The sequence below is a fragment of the Pseudomonas sp. GM48 genome, from assembly GCF_000282335.1.
In the GTDB taxonomy this organism is placed as follows: domain Bacteria; phylum Pseudomonadota; class Gammaproteobacteria; order Pseudomonadales; family Pseudomonadaceae; genus Aquipseudomonas.
The window spans coordinates 1-14,627 of record NZ_AKJM01000154.1 but is presented as its reverse complement, the minus strand read 5'-3'; the positions used below and the strand labels follow the sequence as shown (position 1 = coordinate 14,627).

Sequence of the window (14,627 nt, the reverse complement as noted above, 5' to 3'; positions counted from 1 at the left end):
GGCATGGATAACGCCTTCCCCCGTCAACTGGCGCAGCTTGACGCGCACCGTGTAGGTCCTGGCCGGATCGATGGCGATTTTTTCCAGGGCGGTCAACATGCGGGTGTCGCCGCCCATGGAGAGCGTCCGGCCATCGCTGCTGCCGACCGTTGGTATCTTGATCGGTTTGGCATAGCGCACCGTCTCGATCACCTGGCCATTGTTGTCGTACTTGTTCTCGCTGACATAACCCAGGGCATCGACGGTAGAGCTCAAGCGGCCGGCGGCGTCGTAGACATAAAAGGTGCTGTTGCCCGCAGCATCGATCTTGCGCGTGACCTGGTCGTTGCCGTTGTAGCGATACTGGGTGGTCAGGTTCAGCCCGCTCGGGTCTTGGCGTTCACTGATGCGCCGGCCCAGTTTGTCGAATTCGTACAGGGTGATCTGCTGGTTTGGGCTGGCCACAGTACCGCGCATCACCTGCACTTGCTGGCCAAGGCCGTCATAACTGTAGCTGGTGGCAAGTTTCAGGCCGTTGGGGTCCTGGGTGACCTTGAGTAGCTGGCCTTTACGGTCGTAGGCGTAGTCGGTAATGCGCTGCTCGCCCTTACCTTCGGCGTCGATTACCCGCACTTGGCGACCCTGGCCGTCAAAGCTATAGCGGGTCACGCTGTTGTTAGCATCGGTGCGAGTCAGCACGCGATTGCCGGCGTCGTAGCCGTAACGGGTGATCTGACCCAGAGCGTCAGTCACCGTGAGCAGCCGCCCGGCCGCGTCATAAGTATTAGTGGTGACCTGGTTCAGGCCATCCTGGTTGGTGATGAGTTGGCCGTCCTTGTTGTAGCTGAAACGGGTCACCGCACCGGTTCCATTGGTAACCGTCAGGGTCTGGCCATGACGGTTCTTTATGGTTACCACACTGACCCCGTCGGGGGTGGTCACGGTCAGACTGCGCGCGCTGTCGTTGTAGGCGTAGGTGGTGATTTTACCCAGCGCATCGATTTGCTTGAGCACTCGGCCAAAGGCGTCGTACTCGGTGGTTTGTCCCTGGTCGAGTGGGTTCTTGAGGGTAATCACTCGACCATTACTGGCATAGGTGGTGGTGCTGCTCAGTCCCCGGCCATCGGTCTGGCTGATCACCCGGCCGAAGGCATCGTAGGCAGTGGTGCTGCTGCGCGCCAAACCGCCGACATCTTCGATACGGCCTATCTGCTCACCACGCTTGTTGTAAGTGGTGTTGCTGATGACGGTGCTACCCGTGGAAATTGTACGAGTGACGGACGTTAGATTACCGAAGGCGTTATAACCATTACGGGTCACGTACCCCAGGGCGTCGGTCGTGGACGTCAGCAGGCCACGATTGTCATAGTCATACACACGCCGATTGTCACTGGCCGCGTTACGGATCGCCTGCACCAGGGTTTTCACCTGGGCATTCAACACACCACCCGACAATGTGGCATTGTCTGCGGCGCTCAATCGCCCTGTGAAATCAGTACGCTCGCGGGCTTCGCCAAAGCTGCTATATACCGTCTCACTAACCTCACCCAACGCATTGACAACGTGAGTCAGGCGCCCCGCTGCGTCATAGTAGGACAACGTCCGATTACCCAATGCATCACTGGCACTGGCCACCCGTCCAGCTGCGTCATACCGATAGGTCAGGCCATACTGCGCATAAATCGCAGCAACTTCATTGTCGCTCATGCCGGTCGTTATGCGTGCCGAAGCTTCACCGAGCAGCTTGCCAATGGTTTGTCCAAAGGCGTCATAACGGGTGCGGGTACTGCGCTCCTCGGTGCTTCCCTGGGCTTGGATTTCACGCACCAGTCGGCCAGCCGAATCGTACTCATACGCAGTGGTCGTGCCATCGATGGCGACACGCCGAGCCACACGCCCTTGATCATCAAAAGCCGTGGTAGCTATTTGTACTGCACCCGCAGCCACTACGGTCTTGATCGTTGAAAATACCGTCGCATCTGAAATCGCCGCGGTATAGGCCGTGGCATAACGAACCGTTTTTTGAGTGTTGGTCGCTTCGTCGTACACCGTTTCGGTGACGAACTGTTTGTCATCGACGCTGCCGATTTGCCGACCGGCCGTATCGTAGTAATTCCAACTCGACAGATCACCGGCAGAGGGTTGGCGCAAATCGCCGAGGGTACCGCTGGCCCGATTGGCGACCAAAGTCACGCTTGCGTAGCGAATGCTTTGCGTCAGCCGACCTGTTGCGTCATAACGGTTTTCACGTAGATAGCCTTCAGCATCCAGCTGGCCACTCTGGTGCCCACTGGCGTCATAGAAAAATCGCGTTGTGCGGTCACCAGTCTGCTGCTTGATCAGTTGGCCTTGACCGTCATAAGTGAAGGTGGTCAGCGTTCCGCTGGCATCTGCATTGGTACTCAGTCGACCTGCATTGTCATAAGACAAAGTAGTCAGGCGATCAGCAGAAGTGCTCACCGGACGAACTTCGCCAACCAGTTTTTTGAGCACCGCGGTACCGTTGTACCAGGCTGCGGTATCGACCAGGGTAGCGTAACGTTTTTCCTGGACTCGCTGCCCGGCAGCGTTGTAACTGTACTCGATGACCGCTCCGACGCCATCGACCAACGCACTGACCCGACCAGCCTCATCGTAAAACGTATAGCTGCGCACGCCCGTCGCATCCTGGACCATAATCTGGCGGCCGGCGGCATCATAAACATACGAAGTGGAGCGCGGTGTCTGGCCTGCTGCCGTTTGCGTCAGGCTGAGCAATTGACCTTTGCCGTCGTAGGTTTGCGTAACGGTCAAACCAGCACTGTTGGTGACCACCACTGTGCGGTTGGTACCGTTATAGGCGGTGGTCCGGGTGCCGGCCGAGTCGGTCTGACTAATCACACGGCCTTGGCCGTCGTAGACTACCGAACTCAGGGTAATTTTCCGGCTACGGTCCGCCCCGCGCGCTACGAGCGTCTGCAACAACTGGCCATACTGGCTATAAATATATTCAGTTACGTTTCTACTGCTATCTAGCGTACCCACGCCGGCAGCATTGACCGCGCCGTAAGTTACCCGACGGCTCAGGTTGCCCCGGTAGTCATAACTCAGCTCGGTAAGGGTCGAACGGATTCGGTTTCGCGCGCCTGTCCAGGTCACCAGCTGCGATTCTGTCAGTACTGCTTGCGGCGTGAGCCCAGTCAACGTGAACAACGCATCACCGTAGCTGATTTCCTGAACTCTCAGCCCTTCGGGGTTATAGCGGTACTCCGTGACCTGACCGCGCCCGTCGACGGCAAAGCGCACCCGATTATCACTGTCGTAGATCAATCGGGTGACCTGGGCGGTACTGGCTGGCGGCTCCGTCCAAAGCCCGGTGGTGCTGTTCAGGATCGCTGTCGCGCTGTAGCGGATTTCATTTAGCAGCTGGTTATCAGCGTTGTAAGTACGAGCAACAGTGGCGCCCGTCGCATCTCGTTCCAGCAGAGCATTACCGTTCGCATCGTACTGATAGGTGACGGCGTTGCCGCGCCCATCAGTGATTTTGATAACGTTGCCATCCAGGTCGTAGGCATAGCGCGTGGACAGGCGTTGACCATTGACCGCCGGAGTTTGCACTTCGATCAATCGGTCACTTGCATCGTAGATGTAGCTCCACTGCTGGCCTAAGCCATTAAGCACATCCGTACGCCTGTTAGCGATGTCGTAACTGAACGTGGTGGTACCCGAATTATCGGTAACCGTCTTGATTCGGTACTCGCCGTTAAGCAACTGGTAGGTGAAACTGGCCGAGGTTCCGTCACTTTGCACAACACTGGCGATGCGGAAGCTGGCGGCGTCATAGGTATAGTCGGTGCTGTAGACGTTGCCATCGACAATACTGTTGTCCACCGGGCTCAGATCAGTGCTGACATTAATCAGCCGGCCCTGGGCGTCATACCCGTAATAAACCTGCTGAGTCAGCGCGCCGCCCGCGGCGCTGCGCGTATCAACGCGATTGAGCTTTCCTGACGCATTGTAGTTCAGCACCAGTTCCTGGCCGGAGCTGTCCTTGACTGTGTTCAGGCGCCCATTGGCACCGTAGCCATAGTTTATTTGAGTGCCGTTAGCATCGGTGACCGACAGCAGCTTGCCATTGTTGTCGTAGCGCTCGACGAGGCGTCGCGAGCCGTCGGTCCAGACCATTTGACCGGCGTCAGCATCCCAGGTAACGGTGTCATGAGCACCATCGCCTTCAGTCGATTGATATCGACTGCCGTTCCATTGATAGACGGTCTGATGGCCATCGCCAGTCGTACGGGTCACCTGGCTACCGGGCGTGTTCACGGTGCCGGTCAATAACAGACTGCGCTCGCCATCCCAACGCCAGCCATCGACATCCCCGTCGCTCAAACCACCTTGGGTGTTGTAGGTGCGGGTGTGCAGTAAATCCTGCCCCAGACCGGAAAGTTGCTCGTCGGTATAGCGCAGCACCAGGTTCCCGTTACTGACATTAACCAGCGCCTGCCCCCCGGCTTGCCCCAGGTTACCCTGGCCACCCACGCCGCTACCCCCCAGCGAATTCAACGAAGCATTGAACAGCCCTAATCCATTACCGGCGACGATGGCGACCATAATTTCCTTAACCCCCGACGAAGCTGAGCCGACCGCGCGGCTCAAAAAACTGCTGCCCGCCCAAACGGCCAAGCAGCGCTACTGTCAGTGCTTATGCTCGGTTTTTGGAAAAAGTTTAGGGGTAATAGAAAATATTTTATGAGGCGTTGAAATCAGTTGTTAACGCATGACAGGCAGCGCTCATCAAGGCAATAATCGCTCGGCAGAACCGCCTCATTACTTTCCGATCGCCGACAAAGAATCCATTCATGGCCACTGATAACACGTCCGCTGAACACAATCGCTTGGCGCGTCTGCTCGCTTTCCTTGGACATGATCCAACCAACTTGTCGCTACTTGTTGATGCCCTGTCATTGGCCATCGACCTTGGCGACATCTTTTATGGCCAGCAACTGATCGATCATATAAAAACCCAAGCGATCGAAGAGCCCAACGTATGTGCGCTGGCGGCACACGTTTCATTGCAAGCCGGTCAATATGCGGCAGCGGGCACCTTCGGTGATAAGGCAATCGAGGGTGGAATCGAGCATTCGGCCGTTATCTTCAACACCGCCTTTGGCCATTTTCACAGTGGCGACTATGCATCAACCCATGCGCTGCTTTCACGCCTGAGCAATGACCCACAAAGCCCTGCCTCCTTGTTGATGATGCATGCACGCGCACTGCATCAATTGGAAGAAACCGAACAGGCCGAGGTACTGATTGTTCGAGCCCGACAGCAAGAACCGGAAGATACCGACATACGCGGCCTACTTGCCCTGCTGCAGTACGAGAACGACAACTACTCCCCGGCATTGATCACAGCGCACGAGACGCTGGCCGACGATCCTGATCAACTCGACGCGTTGATCGCCTGCGCCTCGGTCCACTTCGAACAAAACAACATCACCGCATCACGCAACGCCTGGCTTCACACTGTCACTGCACATCCTGAATGCGGCCGAGCATGGTCCGGACTGGCTCGACTGGAATTCAACGAGCTGGAATTCGAACAGGCTGAAGGACATCTCAAAACAGCGGTTCAGTTCATGCCTGACCATATCGGTACCTGGCATCTTCTGGCCTGGATCTACATTCTGCGCAGGGACAGCATTCGAGCGCGCGAAGCACTCGAATGCTCTTATGCGCTGGACCGTACCTTTGGCGAGACCCATGGCGGACTGGCGATTGTCGATATCATGGATGGGATGAAGGATCGCGCCAAAAAAGGTATTCGCCGCGCGCTCAAGCTCAATCCCGGCGGCTTGTCGGCCCAGTACGCCGAGGCCCTCCTGCTTCAAGAAGCAGGCCAGCCAGAAAAAGCAGCCCAGGTGATCGATCGAGTCCTTGACCGGACCAGGCCCGACAGCAGCGTCACCGGTCGAATCCTGATGGAAAACTGGCTACAAACCCACCAGAACAAAGTCCCAGACCGTCATCCAGACCAACACTAAGTCATCGTACACGGGGAGGTTCAACATGCTGGACGCATCGGAATATTTGCACTTGGCTATCAATGCCAGTCAGAACGATGACCACCACGCGGCACTGAATTATCTAAACACGGCACTTGAGCTAGAGCCGAAAAATGCTGCCGTACACTATTTTCGTGCCGCCGAACACGCCGAGATTGGCCTGCTGGAACGAGCGCATGCGGAAATGATCGACGCACTTGAACTCAATCCCGAAATGGATATCGCACGCTTCCAATTGGGCTTGCTGAGTCTTCAGCTATCAAAGATGGATGAGTCCCGCGACGCATTCGACTCACTCCTGAGAACATCGCGAGATATGAGCTTACGGGAATTCTCAAGCGCATATCTGGAGTTGCTCAATGAAAACACAGAGAATGCGATCGCCCGGCTGACTCAGGGCCTGATAGATTGTCCCAACCCGGCATTGAAGGCTGATATGGAGCGGGTACTGGCAAGTCTTTCAGCTTCCCCCTCTCTCAAAAGTCCCAATATGGCCGAACCCGCCGTGTTCCTTGGCGCTTATCGCGACGCTTTCGAGACTCCCTGATGAACAAAATCGATTCGACTCGCCTATCCAAAGTCCTGGCCGCGCTGGCCAAGCCTAAAGACCGAGTGACATCGAGTACAGCAAACAGCCCAAACGCAGTCAACGTCAAAAAAGGTGCGAAAGACCTTGAAGTGCTGCGTGCACACTTGCAAAGCCGCCTTCAAGACCTCAAAAAAAATACCGAGAACTTCCATGAAACGGCACCAGTGATTACGGTGCAAGAGATCCTGCTTTGGGAATTTGGTGACAGCATTCTGGAGCATCCTGAATTCGGCAACATATCAAAAAAAATTGCTGAAACCATGTTGGAAAATCAACAGCTGGAAAAAGCCATTTACGGAATTGTTGATCGGATGGTGTCGCCCGGCCCCTGATTTGAAGCTTCGATGAGTCAGTAAACCAGCTTTTCAGACTCTATTAGCGACACCTTATAGTCGAGGCCGTTACAGTGGCTTGATGACGGTGCAGTACCCATCGACAATAACTGGGTCGAGGTGCGACACGAAGTCGCTTAATGAAGTTGTTCCCCCCGGCGGGAACCACCCGTGTCACCGGGTGAATCTAGAAGGCTGAATCAAGAGCGCCTTCGACAATGGAACGAGGCACCGTAGGTGCGGGGTACCAATCGTGAGAGGCGTACCCTTCTGGCAGCCATAGCCGGACAAGTGCTAGATAGTCGGTATGGTGAACACATGTGAATCTGCGCAACGATCGTTAAGTTGAGCGAGCGGAAATGGCTTACACGCTCGAACCAAAACGGTAATGGAGGTGGGAATTGCGTCTTTCGACTACGCACTCGTGACCCACATGCCTCCCGGTCGATAGCAGGCACCTAACCCGACGCACTTCAGTAGGCGGAACGTGGAAATCCCGTATCGCTCCCGTCAGGGAAAGCCGTTTGTAAAAACTGCCCATGGCGGTGCGGGCGAAGGAACGAGGAAAAAGCGAACGCCATCCTGTAATGGGTTGGATAGAGGTTGAAACATCACTTCACGCGAAAGCGGGCAGACGTCCTCATGGTCTCTCTTCACACGAGAGTAGGTAGAACCCTTTCAACGGAAGGAGAGCAAATGAACGCAGCAGCATTGACGTGTGCACCTTCCGGCACGTCGTGGGACGGCATCGATTGGATCGCCGTGCAACGTCGTGTCAAAGGGCTGCAAGCGCGTATTGTGAAGGCTGTACAAGACGGTAGGCATAACAAGGCAAGAGCCTTGCAATGGCTGCTGACTCACTCGTTTAGCGGCAAAGCTTTAGCCGTGAAACGTGTGTCTGAAAACAAAGGCAAAAATACCCCCGGTGTGGACAAGGTCACTTGGAATACGCCTAGGGCCAAGATCGGTGCGATAGAGTCGTTGAAGCGGCGAGGCTACTCGCCGCTTCCGCTTCGGAGAGTCCTCATTCCGAAGAAAAACGGTAAGACTAGACCTCTCGGAATTCCCGCGATGAAATGCCGAGCCATGCAGGCGCTTCATTTGCTGGCTCTGGAACCGATAGCGGAAACCACCGCCGACCCGAACTCTTATGGATTCAGGCCGGAACGCTCAACTGCGGATGCCGCCGCGCAGTGCTTTGGTGTGCTGTCACGAAAAGCAAACGCGGAGTGGGTGTTAGAGGGCGACATTCAAGGCTGTTTCGACAACATCAGCCATGACTGGTTGATCGCCAACATCCCTATGGATAAGGCGATTTTGCAGAAATGGCTCCAGGCCGGTTATGTCTACCAAAATCAGCTATTCCCCAGCCACGCAGGAACCCCGCAGGGAGGCATCATATCCCCGGTGTTGGCGAACATGACGCTGGATGGGTTGGAAGCGATGCTGGCGAAGAGGTTTCCCAACGCGAAGTGGACAGCCCGAAAAATGCAGATGGTGCGTTATGCAGACGACTTCATCATCACTGGTTGTTCGAAAGAGTGGCTAGAGAATGAAGTCAGGCCGGCCGTGGTTGAATTTCTGGCAGAGCGTGGACTTGTCCTCTCTCCGGAAAAAACCAAAATAACGCACATAGGGGACGGGTTCGACTTCCTCGGATGGAACCTGCGCAAGTACAACGGCAAGCTCCTGATCAAGCCGTCCAAGGCGAACATTGGGGCTCTCCTTACCAAGCTGCGAGAGTTGATCAAGACCAACAAAACGATACGACAGGCGAACTTGATAGGTTTGCTCAACCCGGTTTTACGGGGTTGGGCAAACTATCACAGTCATGTCGTCGCGAAGAAGGTCTTCAACCAGGTGGACAGCGCTGTGTGGGAAATGCTTTGGCGATGGGCGGTACGTCGCCACCCTCGCAAGGCACGCCGATGGGTAAAGGATCGGTATTTCAAAGTACAAGGGGCGCGTCGTTGGGTGTTTTCGTGTACTGAAAAATCCGCCGATGGTCGGAAGCGTCAGTACACGCTAATAGACGCCTCAGACACGCCGATTGTGCGACATATCAAGATTAAGGCCTCTGCCAACCCTCACGACCCTGTGTGGGATGAGTACTTCGAGTCCCGCTGGGGCAAGAGGATGCTCACTTCCGTAAAAGGTCGAGCCAAGTTGTATCGGATATGGGTGCAACAGGGCGGCAGGTGCTGCGCCTGCTTCAAGCCGGTGACCAAAGAAACACCGTGGCACAGTCGCCATATTGTGAAGCTAGGTCATGGCGGGACGGACGCTGCAGCTAATCTTGAGATCTACCACCTGCGGTGCCCAAGGGATGTGCAATTTGCCAATGTCGACGATGTATAACCGGGTGCCAATGGCGCCTTAGCAGAGGCTTGAGCCGTGTGCTGGGAAACTCGCATGCACGGTTCTTAGGGGGTTGGACGCGGGCAACCGCGTCTGACTACCCGACAAACAGATCCGGCCATGTGCACTTGGGCGCTCGAACTGGCTGTTTGCGGGCTCGTTACGCTGCTCTCGACCTCAGCCGTGCGATGAGCTGGTGTGGGTTCCACATCCAAGATGACACCGTGCTCGGTATCGATCAGATAATTCGTGGAGTAAGCGTAGAACGCTGGGCCGCCCGGAGCGGCCGTCCAGCGGGCCTGAGGATCAGTCAGTGACAAACGCTTCGGGAGTGTTTCGGCCAGGGTCTCCTCATCGAGTGCCTCAAGGTACTCACGCACGGCGAGGGTGCTCAGGGGCGGATCGCTCCAGTTGACCTGCTCATCACCCGATACGCCACGCTGTCGACTGGCATCCGCTTTGATGATGCTGGCGTCCACGGCAAAGCCTTCACCCTGGACCAGACCTGCGTCGATGCAGCGACGCAGAACTTCATTGAGCAGCCAGCGAAACAGGTCGCTGCCCCGAAAACGGCCGTGTCGTTTTTTGGAAAAGGTCGAGTGATTGGGGACTTCATCTTCAAGGCTCAACCGGCAGAACCAGCGATGAACGAGTAAAACAGCCGTTCCTGCCCACTCGATAACTGTCCCATCATGCTGCGTGCTTCCCTGCTGGCCGATGCGACGATTTTGCCGCAGGCCAGACAGGGGAGCTACTTTTTCAACAGAATCGGCCAGAAGTAGCCATTCTCAATATTGCGCTCCCCACATTCGCAATCAGAACAAATATGTAAAGCGCATAAAGCCCGCCGAAGCGGGATTTATTTTGTCAGTAGTTTTCGACTATTCCATTAGTCGTCTATAGATAATCCGTTCACTTTTCTGATTACGAAAATTCTTTCCGCTGCGTCCTTGTTTTTGCGTGGTGGTTGCTGGCCACGCCATCGGTGAAAACGCTCTCCATCTTCTGACGTGCTATCTCGGCACCTCTCCGTCGCAATGGAACCTCGACAAATCTGTAGTTCAATTCGCTGAGCACAATCATGATGATTACTGATGTGAATAAAAGTTCAGTAGTGAAGCCTTGGGAAAGCGTCAACCCTTCTTTCACGGCTACCCGGCTCCAAATTTCCGTACCGTGACTGGCGTAGTAATCGCGGAACGTTTGACCAGATGCTCAAGCGGCTTCACATCAAGCTCAATGAGCAAGGGTTAATTGATCTGCAAACCTGGATGATTGACTCCACGGCAGTACGCGCAACCCGGGCCTCTTCTGGTGCAGGGAAAAAAGGGGGCCTGAAGAACCGCAAGATCACGCGCTCGGACGAAGCCGGGGCGGCCTGACCACCAAAATCCACATGCTGTGCGATGCCAACGGCGTACCACTGAAACTTCTATTGTCGGGCGGGCAAGCCAGTGACATCGCTTATGCCCAGCCGTTGCTGGATGAGGCGTACATACCAAGCTTGCGCAGTCGACCTCGCAAACGCTACCGATGGTTGTTGGCCGATAAAGGCTATGACGCCGAAGCTTTGCGCCGCTACTGCGACCGGTATCGGATGCAGCCGGTGATTCCTCTGCGCAGCATGAAGCGTAAACCTAAGCCGGGGTTGCCGAGACTGTTTGATCGTCACAAGTACCGGCAGCGCAATATCATTGAGCGCATGTTCGGCTGGTTGAAAGAGAGCCGCCGCATCGTTACGCGTTTCGACAAGCTTGCGAAAAGTTATGCCGCGATGGTCTCGTTGGCCTGCGCCATGCGGTGTTTACGACATTACTTTTCGTACAGATACTAGGCTCCATCAACCGGGACATCTCGCCTCGGGACTTGGAGATCGACATGACTACTCAGAACCTCAGCGGTAAAGTGGCATTGATTCAAGGTGGTTCCCGCGGCATCGGCGCAGCCATCGTCAAGCGCCTGGCTGCTGAAGGCGCGACCGTTGCCTTCACTTATGTCAGCTCGGCAGCCAAAGCTGAAGAACTGCAAGACAGCATCACCGCCAAGGGCGGCAAGGCCCTGGCCATCAAGGCCGACAGCGCCGACGCCGACGCGATTCGCGGTGCTGTGTCCGCTACGGTAGAAACGTTCGGTCGCCTGGATATCCTGGTCAACAATGCTGGCGTACTGGCCGTTGCTCCGCTGGCCGACTTCAAGCTTGAAGACTTCGACCAGACCCTGGCCATCAACGTACGCAGCGTGTTCATCGCCACCCAGGCTGCCGCCAAACACATGACCGAAGGCGGACGCATCATCAACATCGGCAGCACCAACGCCGATCGCATGCCCTTCGCCGGTGGCGGCCCGTACGCCATGAGCAAGTCGGCGCTGGTCGGCCTGACCAAAGGCCTGGCCCGTGATCTCGGCCCGCAAGGCATCACCATCAACAACGTGCAACCGGGTCCGGTCGACACCGACATGAACCCGGCCCACGGTGACTTTGCGGAAAGCCTGATTCCGTTGATGGCCGTGGGCCGTTACGGCAAGGCCGAAGAAATCGCCAGCTTCGTCGCCTACCTCGTCAGCCCTGAAGCCGGCTACATCACAGGGGCCAGCCTGACCATCGACGGTGGTTTCGGCGCCTGATGCGTTGAACGCAAACCAAATGTGGGAGCGGGCTTGCTCGCGAAGGCGGTGAATCAGACGACATCAATGTTGCCTGGCACACCGCCTTCGCGAGCAAGCCCGCTCCCACTCTTTCTTTCGTCAGGCCCACTCAAGCGCCGGCAAACCAAAAGCGCCCGGCTCGAACGCCTTCAACGTACGAAGAATGCCATCGGCATGTGCGTACTTTGCGTCGGCCATTGCCGCATCCGGAATCGCAATCGCCGTCATCCCCGCCGCTTTCGCCGCGGTGACACCAAAGGGCGAATCCTCGAACACCAGGCAATCCTCGGGCGCAATGCCCAGACGCCGTGCAGCCGTCAAGAAGATATCCGGTGCCGGTTTGGCCGCGCCCACTTCGGGGTCATCGGCGGTGACGATGAAATCGAACAAGGCGAACCAGTCGCGATGCAAGGTGGTTTTCTGACCGAACGACTGGCTCGAAGAACTGGTACCCACGGCAATGGGAATGTTGTTGGCCTTCAGATGCCGTACCAGCTCCTGTGCGCCAGGCATCGCTTGCGCTGTAGGAAAACGCTCGCGCATCAGCGGCTCGCGGACCACCAGAAACTCTTCGGCGGTAATCGGCAGGTCGAGCGCTTCAACCACATAGCGCGCCAGTTCCCCTGCGCCCCGGCCAATGATGTTCTGCTTGATGCTCCAGTCGAACGTTCGGCCGTAACGCGCGGCAATGATGGACGTGACTTCGGTGTAGATGCCCTCGGTGTCCAGCAACAAGCCGTCCATATCGAAAATCACGGCCTTGATCGGGCCGAATGCCTTCAGTGGTGCATTCATCGCATCTGATCCGTTTTCTAAGGCATCCCGGGCACCCCGCGTACGGCCAATGCCCGGATGGATTAAAGGATTCAGCAGCATAGCGAGCGCCGCTGGCATAGAGCAACGATGAAATCCCGATCCACGCCGAATGGTTCTCCGTGATTTAGCGAATTGCCCTACACCAAGCGCCACCTTTCCCGACTTCTTTCCTTGCAGATCCCCCGCAGAGTTTCGCGCTCCACATTCCGCCAAGCGAAAGACTGCAAATGTTCGATCCCCAAAAGGTTTTGGCCCTGAACAACACCATCGGCCTGTTGGTGGTCGCAGCCATGAACCCCGAGCAGCCGGATTTCGAAGCGTTGCTCGGGGATTTTCGTCTCTGCCTCAACAATTACGAAGCTTGGGCCGAAAGCTTCTGGACCGGCCGGATGCTGGAGGTCGAGCAGGTGTTCACGGTCGGCAACGAAGTCCGGCTCAGCGCACCGAAACACTCCACCACTCCCGTCAGCTCGACCGTCGCCACATGCCCTGCCAGCGGTCCCCTGACGCTGGTGCATATGTTCGAAGCCGCGCGTTTCGTGCCTATCGGCAACACACCGGTGAAGATCGAACCGTTGCTCAATGAAGGTCAGGGTGAACCGCAGTATGGCGCGCCAATTCACGCAACCATCGGCCCCAGCGGCATCCTTGAAATCCCCGATTGCTGGCGCGGCCAACGCCATCGCATCACCTTCTACCCCAACGTTTCCGCTGCTCACGTCAAAGCGCTTTACGACTCCTATCAGGACGTGGTCGGCGACCTGGAAGGCTGGTTGCGCAACGAGTGGGAGACGGAATTCCAACCTTTGTGGGCAGAGTTTTCCGGGGGGGATTTCAAAGAGCGCTACCGCACGTTGCAGCGGGCCGATTGGCATGGTTTCGAGAAATCGCTGCATGGATTGTGGGATGACATAAAGCAGGTCTATGCGCTGGTCGCTGACCTGCAAGCCAATAGCGAAAAGCTCCTTGAGTATCTGACCGAAGCAGAACTGGCGACGTTGTTGAACGCGTCCTCCGAGGCCATCGCCAATCTGTTGCTGGTGCTCGGCGACGAGCCGCTGATGTTCATTTATCTGGCCGCCTTCACCAGTTGGCTGAAGCTGTTCCCGCCGCAGTACATCGCAGAAGTCGTGGCGCAAATACGTACGGAGATCCTGATCGGCTTCCTGCTGGCCTGCCTGACCGGGCCTGCGGGCCTGAAGCTTGGTTTGAGCACCAAAGTGCTGAACAGGATCAAATCCGCACGCGCACGCCGCTGGTTGGCAGCAGCCAGCCTGCGACTGGCAGAACTGACGACGCGATCCGACCTGAGCACTCACGCTGGCGCGCTCAAGCCGTTGATGGTCAGCGCCCGCAATGCGCCGCTGAGACCTGCTCCTGCGGTTCCATTGCTGATCAGCGCAACGGATACACCGGTTGTACAGGTACAAAACCCGGTGGCCATCGCTCGAAAAAAGTCCGGCGCCAGTACCCGCCTCGGCAGGCATGAACATCGGGATGATGTTTCGAGCCAGGCGAAAAACCCCAACGGCGACAGCGCCGACACCGTCGAGCGCACGGCGACTAATAAATGCCCGGTGTCGATGGTCACCGGCGAAGAACTGCTGACCCTGACCGACGGCACCCTCGACGGGATTCTGCCGTTCGACTTCACCCGTCTGTACCGCACCAGCGCCGTCGAACTCGATTGCGGCCTGGGTTTTGGCTGGAGCCATTCGCTGTCGCAGCGCCTGGAACTCGACGGCGAACAGCTGCTGTGGATCGACGCCGAAAACCGTCGCACGCCGTTTCCGCGACCGACCGCGGCGCGTCCGGTGATTCACAACAGCCTGTCGCGGGCGGCGATCTACCTCGGCGAGG

The 14,627-nt window shown here is 56.7% G+C and carries 8 protein-coding genes and 2 pseudogenes; 7 read left to right on the top strand and 3 right to left on the bottom strand.

The annotated features are described in order from the left end of the window. Positions 1-4,572, bottom strand: a 4,572-nt coding sequence (locus PMI28_RS02725) for an RHS repeat protein (RefSeq protein WP_007991893.1), incomplete at its 3' end; no start/stop codon positions are given. A gap of 248 nt (positions 4,573-4,820) precedes the next feature. Here PMI28_RS02725 and PMI28_RS02730 point away from each other — a divergent pair. The 4 genes from PMI28_RS02730 to ltrA all read left to right on the top strand — a co-directional run bounded on the left by PMI28_RS02730 (position 4,821) and on the right by ltrA (position 9,305). Beyond that, positions 4,821-6,005 carry a tetratricopeptide repeat protein gene (locus PMI28_RS02730; RefSeq protein ID WP_007991892.1) on the top strand — a complete coding sequence of 395 codons (1,185 nt, stop codon included), beginning with the start codon at positions 4,821-4,823 and terminating at the stop codon, positions 6,003-6,005. Positions 6,006-6,030: 25 nt separating this feature from the next. Beyond that, a complete protein-coding gene (locus PMI28_RS02735) occupies positions 6,031-6,573 on the top strand; it encodes a tetratricopeptide repeat protein (RefSeq protein ID WP_007991890.1) in 543 nt (180 codons plus the stop codon). Beyond that, entirely contained in the window at positions 6,573-6,947 is a 375-nt protein-coding gene (locus tag PMI28_RS02740; protein ID WP_007991888.1) for a hypothetical protein, read from the top strand. The genes PMI28_RS02735 and PMI28_RS02740 overlap by 1 nt, the downstream gene beginning before the upstream one ends. Positions 6,948-7,643: 696 nt before the next feature. Then, on the top strand, positions 7,644-9,305 hold the full coding sequence (gene ltrA, locus PMI28_RS02745) for a group II intron reverse transcriptase/maturase (RefSeq protein WP_007991886.1): 1,662 nt from the start codon (positions 7,644-7,646) through the stop codon (positions 9,303-9,305). Positions 9,306-9,463: 158 nt separating this feature from the next. Here the strand turns inward: ltrA and PMI28_RS0128950 are convergent. Beyond that, a pseudogene (locus PMI28_RS0128950) lies at positions 9,464-9,958 on the bottom strand (transposase); the annotation flags it as partial. A gap of 519 nt (positions 9,959-10,477) precedes the next feature. Here PMI28_RS0128950 and PMI28_RS02755 point away from each other — a divergent pair. Further along, positions 10,478-11,139, top strand: a pseudogene (locus tag PMI28_RS02755) (IS5 family transposase); the annotation flags it as partial. 44 nt (positions 11,140-11,183) lie between these two features. Next, positions 11,184-11,930, top strand: coding sequence for a 3-oxoacyl-ACP reductase family protein (locus tag PMI28_RS02760; protein ID WP_007991880.1), 747 nt, complete (start codon positions 11,184-11,186; stop codon positions 11,928-11,930). Positions 11,931-12,050: 120 nt separating this feature from the next. Here PMI28_RS02760 and PMI28_RS02765 read toward each other — a convergent pair whose 3' ends face one another. After that, positions 12,051-12,746, bottom strand: a complete 696-nt coding sequence (locus tag PMI28_RS02765; protein WP_007991878.1) for an HAD-IA family hydrolase — start codon at positions 12,744-12,746, stop codon at positions 12,051-12,053. Positions 12,747-12,994: 248 nt separating this feature from the next. On the opposite strand from PMI28_RS02765, the gene PMI28_RS02770 reads away from it, so the two are divergent. Next, on the top strand, positions 12,995-14,627 hold a 1,633-nt coding region (locus PMI28_RS02770; protein WP_007991876.1), incomplete at its 3' end, for a DUF6531 domain-containing protein.